This window comes from Ornithinimicrobium pekingense DSM 21552, from assembly GCF_000421185.1.
GTDB classification, from domain to species: domain Bacteria; phylum Actinomycetota; class Actinomycetes; order Actinomycetales; family Dermatophilaceae; genus Ornithinicoccus; species Ornithinicoccus pekingensis.
The window spans coordinates 60,091-84,104 of record NZ_ATWJ01000002.1; the positions used below are offsets into that span (position 1 = coordinate 60,091).

The following is a 24,014-nucleotide window of genomic DNA, read 5'->3' on the forward strand; positions in this document are numbered from 1 at the left end:
CACCCGTGCGGGGGTGAGCCGCGACACCGCGCGCAACAAGATCCTCCGGGACCACCCGGACGCGCTCGCCGTCACGGCCCTGCGCACCCGGTCCCTGCACGCAAGGGAGGTCCTCGTCGAGACGGCCTGGCCGGGACGCTCCGCCGAGGAGGTCGACACCTGGGCCGCGGCGGCCCGCAGCTGCGGACCGGGTGCCGCCGGGCTGCCGGAGGGCGCCGACGCCTTCCACCTCGGGCAGCTGGCCAGGGTCTACGCCCTGCAGACCGCCGACCCCGCCGACGTAACCCGCGGCCGCACCCTGCTCGAGGCGCTCGCCGCCGCGGGCCGGCTCGACGCGCTCCACCCGCAGGCCGTGCTGGTCCTGCTCCACCTGCGCCTGCTGGACGGTGACGAGGAAGGGTGCCGGGCGCTGCTGGCGCACCCCGCGGTCCCCGAGGACGCAGCCGCGGCCGTCCGCGCGGACCTGGCCAACCCCGTCGCGGGCGACCGCCTCCCGCAGGAGGGCGTCGAGGGGTGGCTGTCCCTGCTCGGCGCCGCGCTGCACTCCGACGCCCTTGCGCCGCTGCGGCTCGACCCCGACCGGCCCGGCCCGCCGTTCGACCGGCTCACGACCGACCCGCTGCCGCGCGCGGACGTCGACGGCGACCGCCTGGTCACCGTCGCCGTGAGCACCTTCCGCCCCGGTGCGCCCCTGCTCACGGCGGTCCGGTCGCTGCTGGCCCAGACCTGGCAGCACCTGGAGGTCCTCGTCGTCGACGACGCGTCCGGCCCGGAGGCCGAGCCGTGGCTGCGGCAGGTCGAGGCTCTCGACCCGCGCGTCCGGGTGATCCGCAAGGCCGTCAACGGCGGCACCTACCGGGCGCGCAACACCGCCCTGCGCCAGGCCCGGGGCGCCTACCTGACCACCCTCGACTCCGACGACTGGCTGCACCCCCAGGCCGTCGCCACGCTCGTGCGCACGCTGGAGGCCGACCCGGGGCTGGTCGCGACGCGGGCCCTGGGCGCACGGGTGTCGGAGGACCTGCGCCTCGTCCGGCTCGGCTACCGGCACCGCGCGGTCGCGGCCCCGACCCTGCTGGTGCGGCTGGACCCGGCACTGTCACGGGTCGGATTCTTCGACCCGACCCGCAAGAGCGCCGACACCGAGTACGCCCGGCGGCTTCAGGCCGCCTTCGGCCGCCGCTCGGTGCGCACGGTCGACGAGTGCCTGCTCCTGCTGCGCTCGGGCGAGGACACCCTCTCCTCCTCGGAGTTCTCCCGGATGTGGCGCCACCCCGCGCGGCACGCCTACAAGGCCGTCTACACGCCCTGGCACGAGGAGATCGCCGACGGCGCGACCGCATACCTCGACCCCGACGGCCCGCGCGTCTTCCCCGAGCCGCGACGCTGGCGCCGGCCCCTGAGCGGTGCGTTCCCCCCGCCCCGGCACCTGGACCTGGTGCTCGGCGGTGACTGGCGCCGCTACGGCGGGCCCCAGCGCTCGATGCTCGAGGAGATCCGCGCGGCCCGCGAGGCCGGTCTGCGCGTGGGCGTGCTGCACCTCGAGGCGCTGCGCTTCGCGACGACCAAGGACCTTCCGCTGTGCGCCCCCGTGACGGAGCTGGTCCGCCGGGGTGAGGTCGAGTGGGTGCAGGTCGACGACGACGTGGACGTCGACGTGCTCATGGTCCGCTACCCCCTCGTCCTCCAGCACCCGCCGCACGTGCCGGCCGGACGGAGCCTGCGGCCGCGGCACCTTCTCGTCGTGGCGAACCAGGCGCCGCTGGAGCCGGACGGCTCCGACCAGCGCTACGTCGTCGCCGACGTCACCGCGCGGGCCGAGGAGCTCTTCGGCGTGCCACCGGTCTGGGTGCCGCAGGGGCCGGTGGTCCGTGACGTGCTGCGGGACCAGGACCCGGGCGTCGCGCTGACGCAGTGGGACAACCCCGGCCTGATCGACGTGGACGCCTGGCACGTGCGCGACGACCGGGCGCCCGGGGCGGGTGGCGCACCCGTCGTCGTGGGCCGCTACTCCCGCGACCACCCCCTGAAGTTCCCGGCCACCCACGCAGACCTGCTCGCGGCCTACGACCTCGGCCCGGGGTATGTGGTGCGCCTCATGGGGGCGCGGGCGACGTGGAGGCGGCTGGCCGTCGAGGCCGGGCTGCCGGAGGACACCCCGACCCCGCGGGAGTGGCAGATGCTGCCCGGCGGCTCCGTCGACCCGCGCGAGCTCCTGGCCGGGCTCGACGTCTTCCTCTACCAGGACCACCCCGGCCGGCACGAGGCCTTCGGGCGGGTGCTGCTGGAGGCGGCCGCCTCCGGGGTCCTCGTCGTCGCCCACCCCAAGCACCGCCGGGTGTTCGGCGAGGTGCTCGACTACGCCCTGCCGGGGGAGGCGCGCGCCGTCATCGAGGGCTACGTCGCCGAGCCGGACCGCTACCGCGCCCGGGTGGCGCAGGTGCAGGACCTCGTCCGCGAGCGCTACTCGCACGCCTCCTTCGTCCGGCGGCTCGAGGGCCTCCTGGGTGCGCCGCCGGTAGGGGCGGTCACCGGACCGGGGAACCAGCCCGGCCCGGCGCCTGCCCGGGACGGGGCGGTCGCGACGGTGCTGGTCCGGCCGGGCGGCCCGCCCGGGCCGCCGCTGGAGGTCGACGTCCGCGCTCCCGCCGGGCTTGCCCTGTCGGTGAGCGCGGTGGCGCTGCGCTCCGCCGCGGACGGCAGCCGCGCCGACCAGCTGGTGCTCGTCCACGAGACCCTTCCGGGCGAGGCGGTCCGGCAGCTGGGCGAGGTAATGACCCTGCCGGGCCAGGACGAGCTCGAGGCGGGGGTGCGCCGGGTGGTGGACGCCTGGCGCGAGGTCTGGGCCGCGGTCCTGTGCCGCGACGGCGAGGTGACCGTCGTGCCCGGGCCGCACCTGCGCACCGAGGGCGGGCTGTCCTGGGAGCGGTGCGCCGGCGCCCGCGAGCTGCACCTGCACGCGCCGGGCGGGCGGCCCGCCCCGAAGAGCCGCTCGTGAGCACCGGCGCGCCGACCCGTCGGGCGCCGCGCCCCGCCGGACGCGGGGTGCTCGTGCCGCTGGTGACCGTGGTGCTCGCCGTCCTCGCGGTCTGGCGCGCGAGCGTCGGCGCCGACCTGTCGGACGGCACGCACGTCGTCGCCCTCGCGATGCGCATGGCCCAGGGCGACGCGGTGCTGGCCGACGAGATGAACGTCCAGGCGTTCGGCTCGCTGCCGGCCGTCCCCTTCGTGTGGCTGTGGCTGCAGCTGGTCGGGGTCGAGGGCATCGTGCTGGCCTCGCGCCTCTTCTACCTCGTCCTGGCCTTCGGGGTGGGGGCCCTGTGCTACCGCGCCCTGCGGGTCGCCCTGCCGCCGGGCGCCGCCCTGACGGCCGCGGTGCTGATGCTCGGTCCCGTGCCCTACGGGCTGCTGGTCACGAGCTACAACACGATGCCGGTGCTGACCCTCGGGCTGGCGGCCTGCGCCGGCTTCGCGGCGCTGGTCACGGGCTCACCGCGCTGGTCGGCCACCTCCGGCGCCGCCCTCGCCGTCGCTGTGCTGTCGCACCCGGCCAGCCTGCCGGCCTGTGCCGTGATGGCGCTGACCCTGCTGGTGCTCGCACGCCGAAGACCTGTGCGGCTCGGTGTCCTCGCCGGCGGCGGAGCCGTGTCGTTGCTGATCGTCCTCCTGCTCGTGGTGGGCCCGGGGCTGACGGCGCTGAGCGACACGCTGGCCTACACGGCCGAGTACCAGGCGGGTCGCCGCCCGCCGCTCGAGCGCCTGCGGGAGGCCACCCTCCGCTACCTGGACGGGGTGCGGAGCTGGCGCTTCACCCCGGCGGCGGCGCTGGCCGCCCTCGCCGTGCTGCCCCGCCTGCCCGACGGCTGGCGTGCGGCGGCAGCAGCGGGCGTGCCGGTCGCCGCGGCGGCGGCGGCGTGGGCGGTCGTGCCGTCCACGATCGTCCCGGGTGAGCCGCTGGGGCTGCACAGCGGTGCCTTCGTCCTGGTCGTGACCCCCCTGCTGTGGCTGCCCGTCGCGGTCTGGGCGCACCGGCGTCGGGTACGCGAGGTCCGGACGCTCCTGGCCCTGACGACCCCGCTCGCCGTCGTCGGTGTCGTCTCGTTCTCGATGCTCAGCTCCGCGCACGTGCAGTGGGGCGTCGCGGCCCCGCCCGTGCAACCCCTCTTCGGTGCGCTCGGCGCGGCCGTCGTCCTCGGCGCCGCCCGGCACGGGCGGCCCTGGGCCGCGGGCCTGGCCGTGGTCGCGCTCGTCGGGTCCCTGGTGGCGGTACACCCGCTGCGGACCTTCCACAACGCCGACCCCCGCCAGCTCGTCGGCCGCGTGGCGGCCGGCCCCCTCGCGGGCCTGCTGACCGACGCCGACCTGCTGGAGGCCGACTGCCGGCTTCGGGCCCTCGTGCCGGCGTGGGTGGGGGCGGGGGAGAGCGTCTTCTTCTACGCCCGGCCCGGTGGCTACGCCTACAGCACGGCCCGGATGGACACCAACATCGTGTGGCTGTCGGATTTCGGCGAGGCCAACGCCTGGACGGTGGACTGGTGGGAGCGGACAGGACGGTGGCCGGACGTCGCGGTCGTCCACCCGGGAGCGGTGCAGCGTGCCGGGGGGTGGGAGGCGCTGGCGTCGCAGGACCCGGTCGTGGCGGCGCTGGACGAGGGCTACGGCCCGCCCAGGGAGCGGGAGGGCTACCTGGTCCTGCGGCGGGACGGGAGCGACCGTCAGGCGCCTGCCGTGCCGCCGGAGGGGTGCCCGCCCGGGCCGTGACGCCACCCGCCCGGGGGTAGGAGGTCCAGCAGGCGGTCCGACCACGGGAGGGCGCACGGACGAGCGTCCTGCAGCAGCTCCCACGGCCTCGCGGCCAGGGCGGTGAGGCCATCCTCGCCCGGTCGCGAGCCGAACCACACGACGGCGTCGCCGGGCAGCGCCCGGGCCACGGCGGCCGACACCGGGAGGGTGTCGTCCGCACCGGGCCCCCAGGTGGCGGCGAGTCCCCGTGCGGCGACGGCGCGAGCCGTCCTGCCGGGCTCGGTGTCCCTGCCGTCCACGTCCTCCCGCAGCCCCACGACCCGGTGCGGGACACCCGCCCCCCGCGCGAGGGCCGACGCGGCGAACACCTCGTGCGCGGCGGCGTCGCCCGCCGCCCGGTCCCACCAGGTGAGGGCCGACCCACCGGCCGCGGCGACGTGCGGGAGCAGCCCGGCGCTCGCGGGGCCGGAGGTCAGCCCCAGCCACGGCGTCCCCCGCCCGGCCAGGACCTGCGCGTGGCGGGCGAGCCGCCCGTCCCTGGTGACGGCCTCCTCCGGGTGGCGGTCGAGAACGACCGAGCGCAGGTCGACCGTCGAGCCGAGCGGGCGGACGCCCATCCCGGCCCCGCCCCCGCGACGGCTGACGACCACCAGCTGGTCGGGCCCCACGGGCCGCGTCCGGCCGGTGGCCAGCAGCGGGTGGGACACCAGCCCGGCACCCGTCCCGCCGCCCGGGCGCCCGCCCCCACCGTCGAGCAGCTGCACGCCGAGGGCGGTGAGCGGGTCAGGCACGGCGACGGTCCGGTGCACGTCCCCGGCGAGGACCAGGTAGCGACCGGCCAGGCAGGCCGCCCGCAGCACCACGGAGTCGAGCACCTCGCCCCGGCCCCGCGGCGTCGCCGCGCCGGGCCCGGCGAGCGTGCGCGCCAGCGCGTCGGCGACCGGGCGGGCGCCGACGAGCCCCGCCCCCACCAGGACCGGCTCGCCCAGCACGAGGACCCACCCCTCCGCGTCACCCGCCAGGGCGTGGGCGAGGCGACGGTGGTGGCGCAGCTCGACCCCGGAGGCGCGCCCGAGCACCCCCTCGGGCAGGGCGAGCCGAGCCCACCCACGGGGGACGGTGACGCCGGCGCCGTCGGAGGGCAGCACCGCATACCCGCCCGGGAAGGTGGCCCGGGCCACCCCGGGGCGCTCCGTCGCCCGCCGGACCCGGGGCACGACCCGTCGCCGCACCGGGCCGGGCAGCCGCCGCAGCCGGGTGCTCAGCCGTGAGCCGAGCGTGGACGGGACGACCGGCAGGCGGGCCGCCGGCTCCTCCTCGAGGATCCGCCTCAGCAGCAGCTTGGACTCCCGCAGCGGGTAGGGCAGCGACAGCATCGTCTCGACCAGCGCGCGGTCGTTGAAGGGCAGCAGGACGCGGTGCCCCAGGTCGCCGTCGGCGAACTTCTGCCAGCCCCAGCGGCCGATGCGCTGCTCCCAGTAGAAGAGGTCGTGGTGGTCGTGGCCCAGCATCCGGGCCGGCGTCATCTGGGCGTAGTCCGGGTAGTCGCCGTACATCGCCCCGGCGAGGTCCTCCAGGCCCTCGGTCGCGTGCATCATCATGCGGGCCAGCCGCAGCGGGTCCAGGGGCTCGTCGGTGCGGTGCCGCAGGAAGGCCGTCCCTGTCTCGGCGCAGTTGGACTGCAGCTGCACGAGGTCGCCGGGCAGGTCCGACCACATGGCGAACGCCGCGCCGTGCGACCCGGGCAGCGGGGCGAAGGTGCGCCGGTGCAGCGTCGCGAAGGTGCCGTCCGGCGGGGCCTGGCGCCACCTCAGCACCCGGTGGGGCAGGCCGAGCTGCGCCGCGACGGCGCTCGCCCCCGTGACGTCCGCCATGGCCGCCGCGCTGCGGCGCGCGTCGCGCGGGTTGACGTAGGTGAAGGCCAGGCCACCCCCGTCGCGCACCACCCGGTGCGCGACCGCGGCCGTCACCCGGCTGTCCCCTCCGGCGGTCAGGCTCACGGCGGGCCGTCCGAGGCCGGCCAGCAGCTCCACGTGCGCGCCGATGCGTGCCCGGAAGCGCTCGTACACCGCGTCGACGTCCTCGGTCTCGGCGTGCTCCTGCCACGGCCAGAAACGGCGGTGCTCCACCCGCACCGGGTCGAGGTCCACCCGCAGCAGGCAGTTGGGCACGAGCGGGTCGACGCCGCGGTATCCCGTGAGGCGTCCGGGCAGGTAGGTGACGGCGCCGGGGCGACGCCGGCGCAGCTCCTCCCGGAGGGCGACCTCGCCCTCGTCCACCGGCAGGCCCAGGGCCTCGGCCGGCAGGGACGGTGCACTGCCGAGGGCGAGGCGCCCACCGCTGGTGGCGTGGAAGACAGGCTGGGTGGCGTGGGTGTCGGGGACCACGAGCAGGTCGGGTGCCTCCCCGTCCTTCCCGGTCCGCCGCGCGAGCAGCGTCCAGCGCCCGCCGAGGTATGCGGCCTCGCGCACCATCGCCTCCGCGCCCGGACCGGCCCAGGCCGCCGCGAGGGTGGCCGCGATACGGTCCCCGTCGGCGGTGCCCGCCGCGACGTCGACGGGGTGCCCGAGAAGGACGACGGTCCCGCGGTCGGTGGCGGCCCGGGACAGCACGGTGCGGGGGTGCAGGAACAGGTGCAGGCCGGGCAGCGCACCGTCGACCCGGCGCCAGCCGTGCACCGCGGCCGGGGCGGGCACCCCGGCGGAGAGCAGCAGGTAGCCGTGGCCGTGGGCCCCGTCGAGGACCAGGCCCTCGTCGACCTCGCCCGCCGCGTCGTGCCGGACGCAGGACAGCGGCGCCACGCCCGGCGGCTGCTGGCTCACGGGCCGGCCGTCAGACCCCGAGCGAGGCGGCGAGGACGGCGGCGATGCGGGGGCCGGCGTGCCCGTCCCACAGCGGTGGGACGGGGGTGGTGCCGGGCTCGGCGGGGCCGGCGGCGAGGACGTCGGCGACGGCGGCGGGCAGGGAGGCTCGGGTGATGAGCTGGTTGGTGCCGTGGGTGATGGTCACGGGGCGCTCGGTGTTGGGCCGCAGCGTCAGGCAGGGTACGCCCATCACGGTGGTCTCCTCCTGCACGCCGCCGGAGTCGGTGACGACCGCGGCCGCGCCCCGGACCAGGCCGAGGAACTCCACGTAGCCGAGGGGGTCGATGACGAGCAGGTTGTCGTGGTCCATGAAGCCGGCCTGCTCCAGGCGCCCGCGCCCGCGGGGGTGCAGCGGGATGACGACGCGGACCTGGTCGGCCACCGCGTGGACGGCCCGGACCAGCTCGGCCACGTCGGCGGGGTCGTCGACGTTGCCGGGACGGTGCAGGGTGGCCACGAGGTAGGGCTCGGTGCGGTCCAGGCCCACGGAGTCGGCGACGGCGGCGGTGTCCAGGGCGTCCAGGTGGCGCAGCAGGGTGTCGATCATCGGGTTGCCGACCAGGTGGATCTTGTCCGGGTGCACGCCCTCGTTGCCCAGGTGGGCGATCGCGTCGGGGCTGGTGACCAGCAGCAGGTCCGAGAGCCGGTCGGTGACCAGTCGGTTGATCTCCTCGGGCATGGTCATGTCGAAGGAGCGCAGCCCGGCCTCCACGTGCGCCAGGGGGATGCCCATCTTGGATGCCACCAGGGCCGCGGCCACGGTGGAGTTGACGTCGCCGTAGACGACGACCAGGTCGGGGCGCTCGGCGGTGAACAGCTCCTCCAGGCCGACGATGGTCGCCGCGGTCTGGGCGCCGTGCGGGCCGGAGCCGACGCCGAGGTTGACGTCGGGCTCGGGCAGGCCGAGCTGGCGGAAGAAGACCTCGCTCATCCGCTCGTCGTAGTGCTGACCGGTGTGCACCAGCAGCTGGCGCACCGGGTGCTCGGCGAGCGCGGCGATGACCGGTGCGGCCTTGGGGAAGTTGGGGCGGGCACCGGTGATGTGCACCACCAGCGGCTGGGAGCCGGTCACGACGAGAGTCCTCCTAGGAACGGTCGAGCGGGTTCGCGTCATGCTGCCACACCCAGATGTGGGGCCCGGGCCGGTCAGCCCGGTGGGCCCGGTGGCTGCTCGGTGGGGACGCTCACCTCGAGAGTGGCGGGAAGTCGCGGGGCGATCGCGCGCAGCACCGCGAGGTCGAGGGGGTCCAGGCCCACCGGGCCCACCCGGGCCAGGTGCCACAGCTGGTAGTGGTCGACGATGTCGGCGAGGCGGCGCCCGAGGTAGGCCGACCAGCTGGTGGCCGCACCCTCCGTCCGGGAGCCCGCCTGGGGGTGGTCCGCCCAGTGCTGCTGCGGCACGACCAGCTCGACCACGTACCCGTGCCGGCGGGCCGTCGCGAAGTCGGGCCGGTCGAGCACGAGCAGCGGGCGGAAGGAGCGCTCGCAGCGCTGCAGGTCGGCCACCTGCTCGACCAGGCGCTCCACCTCGTCGTGGTCGAGCCCGAGGGCGAGCACCCCCACGACGGGCAGCAGCGCGGCGTCGCGTCCGCCGACGTGGCGCCCGCCGGTGAAGGGCACCGGGAGCGTGCCGACCCCGTGCTGCGGCATGAAGACGCGCCAGACGAGGTCGGTGAGGGTGGCGTTGCGGCGCACCGCGGGCAGCACGTGCTGCACGGTGGCCTGGTAGCCAGGCGTGCGGCGTGCCCAGCGGGCGAGCTGCTGCTGGCGCGCGCGGACGGTGCCGGGGCGGGCGCTCATCGGGCGGCTCCCGTCCGGGTCGGCAGGGCGGCCACCCGCAGCAGCTCGGCGGCGGCGTCGGCCGCGCCGTTGCCGGGGTCGTCGGCCTGCGCCTGCGCCGCGAGCTCCGGCCCCCGCTCGACCAGCTCGGCGACGAGGGCCGGAGCCCGTCCGTCCGTCAGCGTCGGCGCCGCCAGCGCCCAGCCGCGGCGATCGGCATACCGCGCCCGGGCGGCCTGGTCGTCGAGGGAGGTCGCGGTGTTGGGGACGAAGAGCGTGGGCACGCCGAGGCGCAGCGTCTCGTGGAAGGAGTTGTAGCCGGCGGCCACGACCGCGTGGTCGAAGGCGCGGAAGTGCCTCGAGAGCGGGAAGTGCCGCACCAGGTGGACGTCGGAGCCGGCGTAGGCGCGCTCGGCGATGGAGGGCGCGGTCACGCAGACCCCGATGCCGTTCGCCGTCAGCGCCGCGGCCGCGGCACCCACCTCGTCGTCGGTGTCGTTGATGTTGCCGGCCCCGAGCGAGACGAGTGCGAGCGGGCCGTCGGCCGGCAGGCCGAGCGCCGCACGGGCCTCGGCCCGGCCCGACAGCTCCTCGCGGTCCAGCAGGGTCACCGGCCGGACCCGCACGGCCTCGGCGTCCGCGGTCTCCCCCGTGTCGGCCGGGGCCGCCAGGTCGGTCGGCTCCAGGACGCTGTCGAACCACGCCGCCTTCTGCAGCTGGTGGCCGTTGCGGCCGGGCTTCCACATGCCCCGCCGGGACCACACCGCCCGGGTGCGCGGGTGCCGGGCCAGGGCGACGTCGAGGCCGGAGTAGGGGTGGGTGCCGTCGAACACGAGCACGTCGGGGTCGACGCGCTCGAGCACCTCGGTGACGCGGTCGGCGAAGAGGGCCCGCCACGTGGCGGGCCGCAGCCCCGAGGCCCCCTGGCTCGGGAGGTACTCCCAGGTCAGCCCCTCCGCCTCGACGGCGGGCACCGCCTGGGAGAGCGAGAGGACGTGCCGGTGCACCTGCCCCGGCAGCCGGCGGCCGTAGGCGAGCAGCCGTGTCAGGTGCCCCATACCCGCGCCGTTGCTGGACAGCAGGAGCACGGTGGGCGTGGCGGGCATGACCCCGATGATGACATGCACCGGGGGTCCGGCGGTTATGATGCTGGCGCGCCGTGCTCTTCGGCGTGCGAGCCCGCGCGAGGCCGCCCGCCCCCGCGGGGGTGAGGGTGTGGTTCGAGCAGCGGCGTGCCGGCAGGGTGCTGGTGCGGTCGTGATCACCGGGTGGGGCTCGCCCGTGCGATCAAGGAGAACGACCACCGTGGCTACTGTGGACGCCGTCATTCTGGGCCTGGGGTATGTGGGTCTGCCGTTGGCGCAGGAGGCGACCCGGGCGGGCAAGAAGGTCCTGGGTTTTGACATCAACTCCGGTGTGGTGGAGGACCTGAACGCGGGCCGGTCCCACGTCGACGACCTGACGGACGCGGACATCGCGGAGATGATCGCCGGGGGTTTTGAGGCGACGACGGACGAGTCGAGGATCGCCGAGGCCAAGGTCGCGGTGATCTGCGTGCCGACGCCGTTGTCGGAGGAGGGTGGCCCGGACCTGCGGGCGGTGGAGTCGGCGGTGGACGCGGTCGCGCGCAACCTGCGCCCCGGGATGCTGGTGATCCTGGAGTCCACGACCTACCCGGGCACGACCGATGAGGTGGTGCGTCCGCGCCTGGAGGCTGGTGGGCTGGTCGCGGGGACCGACTTCTGCCTGGCGTTCTCCCCGGAGCGGATCGACCCGGGGAATGAGCAGTTCGGGGCGAAGAACACCCCCAAGGTCGTCGGTGGGCACACCCCGGAGTGCGGGGACGCGGCGGCGGAGTTCTACGGGGCGTTCGTGGACTCGGTGGTGCGGGCGCGGGGCACGCGGGAGGCCGAGACGGCCAAGCTGCTGGAGAACACCTACCGGCACATCAACATCGCGCTGGTGAACGAGATGAGCCGGTTCTGCCACGAGCTGGGGATCGACCTGTGGGACGTGATCGAGGCGGCGAGCTCCAAGCCGTTCGGGTTCCAGGCGTTCTACCCCGGTCCGGGGGTGGGTGGGCACTGCATCCCGATCGACCCGAACTACCTGAGCCACAACGTGCGGGCGCGGCTGGGCTACCCGTTCCGGTTCGTGGAGCTGGCCCAGGAGATCAACACCGGGATGCCGGCGTACGTGGTCTCGCGGGCCCAGGACCTGCTGAACACGGCGGGCAAGCCGTTGAAGGGCTCGACGGTGCTGCTGCTGGGCGTGACGTACAAGCCGAACATCGCCGACCAGCGTGAGTCCCCGGCGGTGCCGCTGGCCAAGAACCTGCTGGCCAAGGGCGCGGTGGTGACCTACCACGACCCGCACGTGTCCGACTGGCGCGCGGTGCCCGACGCGGTCCGGGTCCAGGACGCCGCGGCCGCTGCGGGTGCGGCGGACCTCACGGTCCTGGTGCAGAACCACCGCGAGTACGACCTGGAGGCCCTCACCGGCGCCGCCCAGCTGTTCTTCGACACCCGCGGCAAGACCCAGCCCGGGGAGAGGGTCCACCGGCTGTGACCGACCTGGGGCCCGACCCGACCCGGCTCCCCGAGGCGCTCACCGAGCAGGAGGCCGAGGCCTTCGCCGCCCGGCACGGCCTCGAGCAGGTCGGTGTCAGGCCCACCCTGGGCTCGTACCTGAGGGACCTGTGGCGCTACCGCCACCTGGCCTGGTCGATGGCCCGGGGAGAGTTCGTCAGCCAGCACCGGGACAACTACCTGGGGCTGCTCTGGGCGGTGCTGAACCCGATCATGCTCGGGGTCGCCTACTACCTCATCTTCGGGGTGCTGCTGGACCTCAAGCGCGACGTCGACAACTTCATCGCCTTCCTGACGATCGGGCTGTTCACCTTCGTCTTCTTCTCCGCGGCGCTCACCTCGGGCGCCAAGGCGCTGCTGGGCAAGGTCAGCGTGATGCGCTCGCTGGCCTTCCCCCGGGTGCTGCTGCCCCTCGTCGTGGTGCTGTCCGGGTTCGTGTCCAACATCCCGGCCTTCCTGGTGCTGCTGCTCATCGCCCTGGCCACCGGTGAGCCGGTCACCTGGTCCTGGCTGCTGTTCCCCGTGGCCCTGCTCGTCGTCGCGGCGATGGGCCTGGGGATGGCGATGCTCGTCGCGCGGGTCGTCCACGCGGCGCGCGACCTGGCCAACGTCGTCCCCCTGGTGGTCCGGCTGCTGCGCTACGTCTCCGGGGTGTTCTTCTCTATCGAGGCGCGGGTCGCCGCCATCGACGACGCCCCGGTGTGGCTCGGCCCGCTGCTGGAGTTCCAGCCCGGCGCCGTGGCCCTGACAATCGTGCGGCAGACGCTGATGAGCGGCCTGCCGCTGGACGGCACCACGTGGGCGGTCGCGTGCGGCTGGGCGGCCTTCTTCCTGCTCACCGGGTTCCTGGTCTTCTGGCGCGCCGAGGGCACCTATGGCCGCACCTGACACGGACCGCGCGCCGGCCGGCACGAGCGACGAGGGGCGCACGCCCTCCGTCGTGTGCTCGCACGTGTCCATCACCTACCGCGTCTACGGCGTCGGCCGGGAGGAGAACGACGCCGAGGGGTCGGTGCGGCGGCTGCTCAGCCGCAGCACCCGCGGCGTGGGCGTGCGGGAGGTGCACGCCGTGCGCGACGTCTCCTTCGTGGCCTACCGCGGGGAGTCCATCGGGATCGTCGGCCGCAACGGGTCGGGCAAGTCCACCCTGCTGCGGACCATCGCCGGCCTGGTCCCCCCGACCTCGGGGAGCCTGTGGCTCGGCGGCAAGGCCTCGCTGCTCGGCGTCAACGCCGTCCTCATGCCCCAGTTGACCGGCCGGGAGAACATCTGGATCGGCGCCCAGGCCCTCGGGCTGACCCCGGCGCAGGTGCGTGCGCGCTTCGACGACATCGTGGACTTCGCCGAGATCGGTGACTTCCTCGACCTGCCGATGGCCTCCTACTCCTCCGGCATGGGTGCCCGGCTGCGGTTCGCGATCTCCACCGCGGTCACCCCCGACATCCTCGTGGTGGACGAGGCCCTCTCCACCGGCGACGCGCACTTCCGGGCCCGCGCCCAGGAGCGCATCACCCAGATCCGCGAGGCGGCCGGGACCGTCTTCATCGTCAGCCACAGCGACAAGACCATCAAGAGCATGTGCACCCGCGCCCTGTGGATCGACGAGGGCCGGCTGCTGGCCGACGGGGCACCGGGCCCGGTCAACGGCCTCTACGCCCGCAAGTACGGCAGGCACCGTCAGGTGTGGCGACAGCGCTTCGAGGAGGCGGCACGCATCGAGGAGGTCGAGGGCCCCGAGGCGGCGGCCCGCTACCTCCGGCGCTGGGAGAGGCGGACGGCGCCGTGAGCGCGGCGGCGCACGAGGACGGGCGGACCGGCGGCGGGCGCAGGGCGCTCGTGGTGACGGTCGTGCACCACCCCCACGACGCCCGCATCCGGCACCGCCAGATCCCGGCCCTGCTCGCCGCCGGCTGGCAGGTCACCTACGCGGCCCCGTGGACCGACTACGGGGTGGAGGCCGAGCGCGCGCCCGAGGGACTGACCACGGTGGACGTCCGACGGGCCGTCGGCCGTGCCCGTCTGGCCGCCCAGCGCTCGGCGCGCGCCGTGCTGCGCTCGCAGGGACCGGCCCACGACGTGGTCCTCCTGCACGACCCCGAGCTGGTTCCGACGACCCTCGGTCTGCGGCTGCCTCCGGTCGTGTGGGACGTGCACGAGGACACGGCGGCCGCCGTGGCCGTGCGCCCCTGGCTGCCGGACCGGCTCCGCCCGCTCGTGGCCGGCGGCGTGCGCGGCGTCGAGCGGCTCGCGGAGCGCCGCATGGCCCTGCTGCTGGCGGACGAGCACTACGCAGCCCGCTTCGCCGGACCGCACCCGGTCGTCCTCAACACCACCGTCGTCCCGGAGGAGCCACCCGTGGCGGCCGTCCCGGACGAGCAGGGGGTGCGCCGCGTCGTCTACCTCGGCAGCGTCACGGTCGAGCGCGGGGTGCACGAGCTCGTCACCATCGGCCGGCGTCTGCAGGAGGCCTCCTCGGGCACGGTGCGGCTGCAGGTGATCGGCCCCGCGCACGGCCCGGCCAAGGCCGTGATGCAGGCGGCCCGCGCGGAGCGCCTCCTGGACTGGGAGGGCTTCGTCCCCAGCGACCGTGCGCTGTCGATGCTGGGCGGGGCGCTGGCCGGGCTGTCCACCCTGCACGACATCGCCAACTTCCGTCCCAGCGTGCCCACCAAGATCGTGGAGTACCTGGCCCAGGGGGTGCCGGTGATCTCCACCCCGCTGCCCACGGCCGTCGACCTGGTCGAGCGCAGCGGAGGAGGCGTGCTGGTGCCCTTCCAGGACGTGGAGGAGACGGTCGAGCAGGCGCTGGCGTGGGCGCAGGACCCTGCGAGCGCCCAGGAGGTCGGCCGTCGTGGTCACGCGTTCGCCCGCGCCGAGCTCGACTGGACCAGCCAGGCTCCCGCTTTCGTCAGGGCGATGGAGGCCGCCGCCGACGGGTCCCGGCGGGGCGGGGAGTGAACGGACCTCGCCGCACGCCGTGGCATCCTGGACAGGTCCGGGCGCCGCGTCCGGGCGGGAGGGAAACGACCGTGGTCCGGACCAGACGCGCCGCCGGCGCAGCCCTGCGCAGGGTGTCGCGCACAGCCGTGCTCGCCGTGCTCGGGCTGGTCGGCGCCCTCACGGTCGTGCTGGCGGTGACGGAGCAGTGGGCCCTGGCCGTCACCGGGCTGGTCGCCCTGCAGCTGGGGACCGCCGTCGCCGTGCTCGGGCCGTGGGGCGCAGGCCGCGCGCGAGCCGTCCCGGCCGCGTCGGGCTCGTCGACGACCACCGTGCCGACCTCTGCGGGGCCCGCAGCCGGCGGGGGCGAGGAGCTGGCCGACCTGCAGCGACGGGTGGACGCGCTGGGCGCACGCCTGGTCGCGAGCACCGAGCGGACCCGGGTCGAGCTGCTCGACGCCCTGCACGACCGCTCCCGCGACGGGCGGTGAGGACCACGCCGGCCGACCCTCTCGCCGCCGCCGCGGCGCGAGCCCTGCCCGACCGCGACGACGCCGCGGCCGAGGCGGTCGAGAAGTTCGCGCTGCGCACCCGCAGCCCCCTGGCCGCGGACACGGTGGCGCTCGCCGCCAGCGGAGGGACGCACGACCTGGCCTCGCTCCTGGAGGACCTCCGCGCGGGCGGGACCCCCGGCCTCGACCCCGTCTGGGGCGCCGCCACCGCGCGGCTGCTCGCGCTCGGGCCGCGCCCCGACGCGCGGGAGCGTGGGACCGAGGTGTTCGAGGCCCTGGTGCGCCGCGTCCCCGCGCACGCCCTCGGCCGACGGGCGGCCACGACCTGGGCGCAGCTGCTGCTGAGGTCGGGCCGCGACGACGAGCTGCGCGCCCTGCTGGCCGACGAGGACGACCCGCTGCCGCTGTCGAACATCGACCGGTGGGGCCTGCGCGCCGACCTGGCGAACCCCTGGCGCACCGACGCCTCGCCGACCCCGGCGGTCGACGAGGCCGCCGAGCTGGCCTGGCTCGAGGTGCTCAACGAGGTGCACGCCGCGGACGGGCTCGAGCCGGTGCGGCTGGCCCCGACCGGGGCCACTCCATACCAACGGCTCACGGCGGAGCCCGGGTCGACGGTGGACGGCGAGCTGGTCACCGTCGTGATGTCGGCCTACCGTCCGGACCACGACATCCTGGCCGCGGTGCGGTCGGTGCTGGCCCAGAGCTGGACCAACGTCGAGCTGCTCGTCGTCGACGACGCCTCGCCTCCCGGCTCGGAGGCCCTGCTCGAGGAGGTCGCAGGCCTGGACGAGCGCGTCCGGGTCGTGCGTGCGCCCCGCAACGGAGGGACCTACGAGGCGCGCAACCTCGCCCTGCGGACAGCCCGGGGCCGCTGGATGACCTTCCACGACAGCGACGACTGGACCCACCCCCGCCGCGTCGAGGTGCAGGTGCAGGCGCTGCAGGACCGCCGGGGCCTGCTGTCCTGCCGCACGTGGACCCTGCGGGCCTACCCGGACCTCACGCTCACCTACGTCGGCTACCCGCCCGAGCGGCTCAACGCCTCCTCGCTGCTCGTGGACCGGCTCGAGACGACCCGCCTGGTCGGTGCCTTCGACGCGACGCGCAAGTCGGCCGACATGGAGCTGCCGCTGCGGCTCAACGCCGTCCGGCCCGGTAGCCACCGCGACGTCCGCCACCCGGCACCGCTGGCGATCACCCAGCTGCGCGGCGGGTCGCTGTCGCGCACCGACGCCGTCCCCGGATGGACCCGGTGGACGCGGCTGGCCTACCGCGACCTCTACCTGGAGTGGCACCGCCGGATCGCCGCCGGCCGCGCCGACGCCGTGCTGCCGGCCGCGCGGCGGCCCTTCCCCCTGCCCGACCCCGCCTGGGCCCCGGACCCGCCCCGGGAGAGCGGGCCCCGCACCCACGAGCTGGTCGTCCTCGGCGACCTGCGGGCCGAGCAGCCCTCCGCCGGGCGGACCTCGGCCCTGGCGGTCGCGCTGGCCGCCACGGGCCGGACCACCGCCCTGGCGCACGGTGAGGTGCCCGACCCGCTGGCCACCCGCCGCCCCGACCTGCTGCCCGCGGCGGTGGCTGCCGTGAGCGACGGACGCCTCGCCCTCACCGACGTCGACGAGCCCGACGAGGTGGCGCTGCTCGTCGTCGACGGTCCCGCTGCCCTCCTGCACCTGCCCGGTGGGGGGCTGTCGGTCGGGCAGGTGCTCGTCGTCGCCGACGCACCGCCCTCCGCCGCGGCAGGGTGGTCCGTCGCCGCCGTGGACGCGCGCTGCCAGGAGCTCTTCGGCCGGCTCCCGCGGTGGGGCGGTCCGCTCGGCCGGTGGCCGGGCCTGCGGGAGGAGCTGCCGGCCGACCGCCTCCTCGACGCCGACCTGCTGCCCGTGGTCGACCCCGCGGCGACCTGCGTCGGGCGTGGCAACCCCGCGCTCGGGCGCCCGACGGGGCCACCTGTCGTGGGTCACCACCTCCCGGACCGCAGGGCGCGCTGGCCGCGCTCCGCGGACGACATCCGTGCCGCCTACCCCGAGGACGGGCTCGACGTGCGCCTGCTGCACGGCGCCGCGACCCCGACGCGCGCCCTCCGGCGGACGCTGCCCCCCCCGTCCTGGCTCTCCCTGGCCGGGACGGGTATGACGTCACGCGAGTTCCTCAGCCACCTGGACGTCTTCGTCTACCAGGGGGAGTGGGACGTCACCGCGGAGGTCGCGGCGCTGGAGGCGCTCGCCGCCGGGCTGCCGTGCGTGCTGCCGGCGCCGGCGGCGACAGCTGGGCTCGCACCTCCCGACGACACGGACGGCGCCGTGCCCGCGCAGTCGGTCCGCTGCGTCGAGCCCGCGGGCGTGCACGCCGCCACGGCTGAGCTGCTCGAGATCGCCGGGACGCAGGCGGCCCGGGCACGCGACGCGGCACCGACCGTGTCGCACCCGCACCCGGCCTCCGCGACCCCCCACGCACGGCTGCAGACCTGGGCCGAGGCGGTCCGTTCCCTGACCACCGTCGTCGAGAGCCCTCGAGGAGCCCGAGCATGAGCCCTGCCCGTCCCGTCACCCGTCGAGCCCGCGCGGCGCTGCTCCGGGCCGCGAGGTTCCTGCCGCGAGACCTCGGTCCGGCACCGGTGCGCCGGCTGGGCAGGGACGCCCGGGTGGAGGCTGCCGGCCGGCGGATCAAGAGCGACCCGGTCGGTGCGCTGGAGGCGCTCGAGGCCGAGCTCGGACCCGGGGTGGCGCCTCGCGTCTGGCGCCTCGCGGCGCAGGCTGCCGCCCGCGCCAAGCGGCACGAGCGCGTCGTCGAGCTGGACTCCCGCGCCGTGGAGCAGGGCTACGCCGGCATCGGTGACACGCTGCGGCTGCGCCGGGCCGCCGTGGCCGCCGGCGACACCGAGCGTGCCCGCCAGGCCGTCGACCACCTGCTGGGGCTGACGCCGGTGCGCATGAGCGGGGTCCGGCAGAGCGTGGACGTGCTGCGGCACGTCGAGCCGGCCCAGCTGCCGCGGCTGATCGAGTGGCGGGAGCGTGCCGCCAGGGCTGCCCCCGAGCTCGACCTCGACGAGGTCGACGAGGCGATCCTGCAGGTCCGTCTCGCCGAGCAGCTCCGGCGCGGCGCCGCGCTGGAGGAGATCGTCGCCGAGGCGCTGCAGCACCCCTCCGGCCCGAGCCGGGTGGTGCGTGCGCTCATGGGTGCTCGGCGCTTCGACGACCTCCAGGTGCTCGTCGCGGGGCTCACCGACGAGCAGGCGGCCCGCGTGCCGACCGGCACCTGGCGGGACGTGGCGAAGCGGGCGACCAGCCTCGGCTGGAGCGAGCTGGCCGGGCGCAGCGCCGAGCTCGCGCTGCCCGGTGTCGCCGGGCTGCCCGACGAGGAGAAGGTCGTCAGCACCCTCCGGGGCATGGTCGCCGCCGGCGAGGACGAGGCCCGCACGACCGCCGAGGGCTGGACGCCACCCGCCCGGGACGGGCGTCGGCCCGAGCCCGGGGCCCTCGACCCGGTCAGCGTGGTGTCCGTCCTGGGCCAGTCGCTGCCGCTGCGCTCCGGCGGCTACGCGACCCGCTCGCACGGCATCCTGACCAGCCTCGTGCGCCGCGGCTGGACGATGAACGCGGTGACGCGGCTCGGCTTCCCCTACGACCTGTGGTGGAGCCACGACGACGACCGGGTCGTCGCGCCGGTGGACGTCGTCGACGGCGTCCCCTACCACCGGTTGCTCCCCGAGGGGGCGCGCTCCTACCCCCGCACCCCGCTCCTGCCCTACGTCGAGGCCGGTGCGCAGGGCATCGCCGACCTGGCACGCACGCACCGGGCCAGCCTCGTCCACGCCTCGAGCCTCTACGACGTGGGCATGGCCGGGCTGACCGCGGCCCGGCAGGTCGGCGTGCCGTTCGTCTACGAGATGCGCGGCCTGAAGCAGCTGCTCGAGAGCGCCCGGCAGCCGCAGTTCGCCGAGTCGCCGCGTCACCGCTACCTCGACCTGCTCGAGGGGACCGTGGCCCGCGAGGCGGACGCGTTGTTCGTCATCACCGAGGCGCTCGGCCGGCAGATGGTGGCGATGGGGGTCGACCCCGACCGGGTCACCGTCGTGTCCAACGGCGTCGACGTGTCCCGGTTCGAGCCGCGTGAGCGCGACGAGGAGCTGGCGCAGCGCCTGGGTCTGAGCGGCACGACGGTGATCGGCTACGTCGGTGGCCTGGTGCACTACGAGGGTCTGGACCTGCTGTTCGAGGCGGTCTCCCGGCTCGGCCGGACCCGGGACGACTTCCACGTCCTCGTCGTGGGCGACGGGGCGCACGAGCGGGCGCTGCACCGCACGGTCCGCCAGCTGGGGGTGGAGGACCGGGTGACGTTCACCGGGCGGGTGTCGCACGACCTCGTCGAGGACTACCTGTCGCTGGTCGACATCACCCCCTTCCCCCGCAAGCCGCTGCCGGTGTGCGAGCTCATCTCCCCGATCAAGCCCTTCGAGTCGATGGCGATGGAGAAGGCCGTCGTCGCCTCCGACGTGGCCGCGCTCGCGGAGATCGTCCAGGACGGTGTCACCGGACGCCTCTTCACCAAGGGCGACGCGGACGACCTCGCACGGGTGCTCGGTGAGCTGATCGAGGACCCGGAGCAGCGCCGCAGCCTGGGTCGGGCCGCCCGGGCCTGGGTCGTGGCGGAGCGCGACTGGGACCGGATCACCGACGCCGTCGACGGCGTCTACCGTCAGCTGCTCGGCAGCAGCACCGCGTCGTAGATCGCGCGGTAGCGTTCGCCGTTGCGCGCCCAGTCGCGCTCCGCCACGACCCACTCCCGGGCGGTGGCGGCGAGCGAGCGCCGGCGCGCGGGGTCGTCGTGCAGCCGCTGGAGGACGTCCGCGAGGTCCGCGGCGTCCCCGGTGGCGAAGGTCTCGCCGCGGTCGCCGTCACCGGTGATCTCGCGCAGCGCCGGCAGGTCGGAGACCACGAGCGGGACCGACAGGGCCATGGCCTCGTAGGGCTTCAGGGGGGTGACGAGGCGCGCGGCCCGCTCGTCGATGCGGGGTATGACGAAGACGTCGAGCTGGGCGTAGTAGTCGCCGACCTCGTCGTGCGGCACCTTGCCGGTGAAGAGGACGGCGTCACCGGCGCCCATCTGCTCCGCGCGGGCCTCGAGCTGCTCCCGGCGGTTGCCGTCGCCGACGACGAGCGCCGTCGCCGGCACGCCGCGACGGCGCAGCTCGACGGCGGCGTCGATGAGCAGCTCCTGGCCCTCGCGGTAGTGGTCGAGGTTGGAGACGTAGCCGAAGACGAAGCGGTCGTGCAGGCCGAGCCGCGCGGTGAGGGAGGCGTCCCGCTCCCGCGGCACGAAGACGGTGGGGTCGACACCGTTCGGCACGACGCGCACGTGCCCGGCCGGGATGCCCCGCGCCACGATGTCGTCCTTCATCGACTCGCTGAGCGTGACCACGGCGGCTGCGTCCCGCATGCACCGGGCCTCCTGGGCGTGGCGGCGCTCGTAGACCTCCGAGCGCTCGGCCCACGCCGTCTCCGAGGTCCACAGGGACTCGAAGAAGCCGCGCACCTCGTAGACCACCGGCAGGCCGAGGGCCCGTCCGACGGCGAGCGCGACCAGGGCTGCCTCATACCCCCGGTTGCCGGAGTGGACGTGGATCAGGTCGGGGTCCTCGGCGGCGACCACCGGGGCCAGCGCGCTCGCGTAGGCGTCGAGGTAGGCGTCCCAGGGCTCGTGGGGCGGGATCTGGTCCCGGAACAGGTGGACGTAACGGACGCCGCCCACCTCGTCCACCGGCGGGGCGTCGGCGACGCCGACCGTGCGGGGGAAGTCGAGCGCGGTCACCGCGACGGGCTGCAGACCGGCGCGGACCTCTCCGGTGAGGGTGTACATGCTGCGCATCGAGTACCCGCTCTGGCGCTGCGGCATACCGATCTTGAGCAGGTGCAGGACCCGGCCGGACGGCTCGCGCCGTGCGTCCCGGGCCGGGAGGCCGGCCAGCACGGCGGGGTCGACCGTGGGCAGCCAGCCGGTGTCGGTCTCGCGCCACCTGCCCTCCTGCGTGCGCAGCTGGCGGGTGAGGCCGGGGTCCCCCGGGAACAGCTCAAGGCGCCGGCGCAGGACCCGCAGGTGCAGGTTGATCTCCCCGGCCTTCACGGCGCTGAGCTGGATCTGCCGCAGAAGGGTGTGGTCCTCCCCGCCCTCGCGCTCCAGGCGGTCGAGCTCGGCAGCGGCCAGCGCCCGGGCCTCGGCGTGCCGGCCCTCCTGGGTGAGCGTGGCCAGGTGCCGGGCGACCGGGTGGTCGTCGACGTCGATCGGCCCCGACGTGGGCCGGTCCGGGACCGCGGGTGCCGGGGCCGGCTCGGAGGAGGTGTCGGAGGTCGACGGACGTCCCGCGGCGAGGCGGCGGCGGAGTCGGTCGGCCCAGCGCTTGAGATCAGCCACCTGCCCGACGATACGCGGCAGGAGGTCGTCCGCCGCGACCCGACTCAGCCGGCCGCCCGCACCGGCACCTCGTGCAGCTCGATGTCCTCCGCCTCCGCGGCGGTGAGGCCGAGGGCGCTGAGCTCGCGGTAGATGAACGGGGTGAGCGAGCGGGCGAAGGTGTCGGTGATGTGGCTGCCCTGGCGGTAGACGAGCTGGCCGCCCATCGCAACCGGGCACCGGGCCGGGTCGGTGCAGATCCACGGGAGCACGTCGAGGACGGGGACCTGTGCGTCCTGCGCCACCTCGGTGGTCAGCTCGGCGGCCTCCGGGTTCGCCCGGAAGTCGCAGGCGCGCAGGTCGTCCGCGTGCTCGGCCGCGCACTCGTAGGCCTCCTGGCCGGGGTGGGCGTTGTTGGGGATCACGACGACGGGGATGCCGGCAGCGCGCAGCTCCGCCAGGGCGGCGGTGCTCCCCTCGTGCAGCGCCGGCCGCGCGGTGGCTCCGAAGGAGACGACGACCAGGTGCGGCTTCTGCTCCCGCTCCAGCAGGCTGTCGACAACCGTGCGACCGAACTGGTTGCAGTCCTCCTCGCCGCCGCTGACGGTGGCCGCGCAGGCGCTCTTGAGGTATGTGGTGAGCCGCCACCCCTCCTGCTGCGCGATCCCCTCGAAGGCGGAGAAGTACTGACCCAGCTTGGAGTCGCCCCAGAGCACGACCTCGGTCTGCGACCCCGGGACCCCGTAGACGCAGTCCTGGCGGGGGTCGGGCTCCCCGGAGGCGATCTGGCACCCGTCGTCGTAGTAGGGAGGGACGTCCTCGGTGGCCAGCTCGGGCAGCGGCTGCAGCTCGCCCTCCGAGGGGTAGGCCGGTGCCGGGTCCTCCAACGGCTGCCAGGGGGTGGCGTCCGCGTCGACGACCAGGGCGGCCGGACCCGGGCTGGTGACGGTGCTGGGCAGGCTCGGCCGGGTGACCCAGCCCGCCAGCGCGACGGCGCAGATGACCGCCATGGTCGTCCCGCCGGCGGCCAGGGACAGCGCAGGTCGGGCCGCCAGCCTGCGCTGGTAGCGCACGGGGTCCTCGACCAGGTGCTTCGTGGCCCAGGCGAGACCGACGGACAGGACGCCGAGCAGCAGGAGCGCGGGGACGCCGAGCGATCCCCAGCGCGCCTCGGCCAGCACGACGAGAGGCCAGTGCCACAGATAGATCGCGTAGGACAGTCCGCCGACCCACACCATGACGGGCACGCTGAGCACGCTGCCGCCCAGGGTGCGGTGCCCAGGTGTCCCCGCGGCGATCACGAGCACGGAGCCCAGCACGGGCAGCAGGGCGGCGGACCCCGGCCAGGGTGTGCTCGCGTCGAGGGCGACCACGGCATACCCGATCATCGCCAGCCCGAGCAGGACCCCGGCCTGGCTGAGCCACCGGGGGATCCGGGTCAGCCGGGGCACGAGGAAGGCGAGCACGGCGCCCGCGGCCAGCTCCCACAGCCGCGTCGTCGTGACGAAGTAGGCCGTGGCGGGGTTGGCCCGGGTCTCCAGGACCGACCACACGAGCGAGGCGGCACCCAGGCCGGCGAGCAGCAGCAGCGCGACCCGGCGGGGCCGGAGCCGGTAGCGCGCCGCCAACGTCACGGCCAAGAGGATCAGCACCGGCCAGATGATGTAGAACTGCTCCTCCACCGACAGCGACCAGTAGTGCTGCAGCGGTGAGACCCCCGCGTCCTGGGCGAGGTAGTCGACCGACCTCGCGGCCAGCACCCAGTTGACGACGTAGAGCGTCGAGCCGAGGACGTCGCTGAGCAGGTTGGTCCGTTCGCTGCCGGGAAGCACCAGCCAGCCGGCTGCCAGGGTGAACGCGATGACCACCGACGCGGCGGGCAGCAGGCGACGGGCCCGGCGGGCGTAGAACTCCAGGAGCGAGACGGTGCCGGTCCTGGCCACCTCGCGCAGCAGGAGGGAGGTGATCAGGAAGCCCGAGATCACGAAGAAGACGTCCACGCCGGCAAAGCCGCCCGGGAACCACGGGACGTGCAGGTGGTAGAGCAGGACGGTGCCGACGGCGACGGCCCGGAGTCCCTCGATGTCCCGGCGGACCGGCCGGTGCGACGGGGGCGTGGGAGAGGGAGAGGTCACGGGAGGTGAGGTCCTGGCTGGGGTACAGGGGCGAGAGATGGTCTCACGCCCTGCGGGGTGCAA

15 protein-coding genes are annotated in these 24,014 nt (G+C 75.5%); 9 read left to right on the forward strand and 6 right to left on the reverse strand.

The window, feature by feature from the left end:
* Window positions 1-13 precede the first annotated feature (13 nt).
* Together K330_RS0101430 and K330_RS0101435 are read left to right on the forward strand one after the other, a co-directional pair.
* Window positions 14-2,998, forward strand: coding sequence for a glycosyltransferase (locus tag K330_RS0101430; RefSeq protein WP_169448447.1), 2,985 nt, complete (start codon window positions 14-16; stop codon window positions 2,996-2,998).
* Entirely contained in the window at window positions 2,995-4,761 is a 1,767-nt protein-coding gene (locus tag K330_RS0101435; RefSeq protein ID WP_156875644.1) for a glycosyltransferase family protein, read from the forward strand. The genes K330_RS0101430 and K330_RS0101435 overlap by 4 nt, the downstream gene beginning before the upstream one ends.
* On the opposite strand, the gene K330_RS0101440 is transcribed toward K330_RS0101435, so the two are convergent.
* From K330_RS0101440 to K330_RS0101455, 4 genes are all read right to left on the reverse strand, one after another.
* The gene (locus tag K330_RS0101440) at window positions 4,716-7,565 is read right to left on the reverse strand and encodes a hypothetical protein (RefSeq protein WP_022920076.1); all 2,850 of its coding nucleotides are present in this window, start codon (window positions 7,563-7,565) and stop codon (window positions 4,716-4,718) included. The genes K330_RS0101435 and K330_RS0101440 overlap by 46 nt on opposite strands.
* 10 nt (window positions 7,566-7,575) lie before the next feature.
* On the reverse strand, window positions 7,576-8,679 hold the full coding sequence (wecB, locus tag K330_RS0101445) for a non-hydrolyzing UDP-N-acetylglucosamine 2-epimerase (protein ID WP_022920077.1): 1,104 nt from the start codon (window positions 8,677-8,679) through the stop codon (window positions 7,576-7,578).
* Window positions 8,680-8,753: 74 nt separating this feature from the next.
* Window positions 8,754-9,407: a hypothetical protein gene (locus K330_RS0101450; protein WP_022920078.1), complete on the reverse strand. Its 654-nt coding sequence runs from the start codon at window positions 9,405-9,407 to the stop codon at window positions 8,754-8,756.
* A complete protein-coding gene (locus K330_RS0101455) occupies window positions 9,404-10,492 on the reverse strand; it encodes a UDP-N-acetylglucosamine--LPS N-acetylglucosamine transferase (protein WP_040657593.1) in 1,089 nt (362 codons plus the stop codon). The genes K330_RS0101450 and K330_RS0101455 overlap by 4 nt, the downstream gene beginning before the upstream one ends.
* Window positions 10,493-10,700: 208 nt before the next feature.
* Here K330_RS0101455 and K330_RS0101460 point away from each other — a divergent pair, with 208 nt between their 5' ends.
* From K330_RS0101460 to K330_RS22360, 7 genes are all read left to right on the forward strand, one after another.
* Window positions 10,701-11,954: a nucleotide sugar dehydrogenase gene (locus tag K330_RS0101460; protein ID WP_022920080.1), complete on the forward strand. Its 1,254-nt coding sequence runs from the start codon at window positions 10,701-10,703 to the stop codon at window positions 11,952-11,954.
* Window positions 11,951-12,862: an ABC transporter permease gene (locus K330_RS0101465; protein ID WP_022920081.1), complete on the forward strand. Its 912-nt coding sequence runs from the start codon at window positions 11,951-11,953 to the stop codon at window positions 12,860-12,862. The genes K330_RS0101460 and K330_RS0101465 overlap by 4 nt, the downstream gene beginning before the upstream one ends.
* Window positions 12,849-13,760 (forward strand): ABC transporter ATP-binding protein, encoded by a 912-nt coding sequence (locus tag K330_RS18400; RefSeq protein WP_022920082.1) that lies wholly within the window; start codon window positions 12,849-12,851, stop codon window positions 13,758-13,760. Before K330_RS0101465 ends, K330_RS18400 begins: the two co-directional genes overlap by 14 nt.
* The gene (locus K330_RS18405; RefSeq protein WP_022920083.1) at window positions 13,757-14,932 is read left to right on the forward strand and encodes a glycosyltransferase; all 1,176 of its coding nucleotides are present in this window, start codon (window positions 13,757-13,759) and stop codon (window positions 14,930-14,932) included. The genes K330_RS18400 and K330_RS18405 overlap by 4 nt, the downstream gene beginning before the upstream one ends.
* A gap of 71 nt (window positions 14,933-15,003) precedes the next feature.
* The gene (locus tag K330_RS0101480) at window positions 15,004-15,402 is read left to right on the forward strand and encodes a hypothetical protein (RefSeq protein ID WP_022920084.1); all 399 of its coding nucleotides are present in this window, start codon (window positions 15,004-15,006) and stop codon (window positions 15,400-15,402) included.
* Window positions 15,399-17,957 carry a glycosyltransferase family 2 protein gene (locus K330_RS22355; protein WP_022920085.1) on the forward strand — a complete coding sequence of 853 codons (2,559 nt, stop codon included), beginning with the start codon at window positions 15,399-15,401 and terminating at the stop codon, window positions 17,955-17,957. Before K330_RS0101480 ends, K330_RS22355 begins: the two co-directional genes overlap by 4 nt.
* Window positions 17,954-20,155 carry a glycosyltransferase family 4 protein gene (locus K330_RS22360; RefSeq protein WP_022920086.1) on the forward strand — a complete coding sequence of 734 codons (2,202 nt, stop codon included), beginning with the start codon at window positions 17,954-17,956 and terminating at the stop codon, window positions 20,153-20,155. Before K330_RS22355 ends, K330_RS22360 begins: the two co-directional genes overlap by 4 nt.
* Here the strand turns inward: K330_RS22360 and K330_RS18420 are convergent.
* Entirely contained in the window at window positions 20,125-21,837 is a 1,713-nt protein-coding gene (locus K330_RS18420) for a glycosyltransferase family 4 protein (protein ID WP_022920087.1), read from the reverse strand. The two genes, K330_RS22360 and K330_RS18420, sit on opposite strands and share 31 nt — an antisense overlap.
* A 44-nt stretch (window positions 21,838-21,881) precedes the next feature.
* Window positions 21,882-23,951 carry an acyltransferase family protein gene (locus K330_RS18425; RefSeq protein WP_022920088.1) on the reverse strand — a complete coding sequence of 690 codons (2,070 nt, stop codon included), beginning with the start codon at window positions 23,949-23,951 and terminating at the stop codon, window positions 21,882-21,884.
* Window positions 23,952-24,014 lie beyond the last annotated feature (63 nt).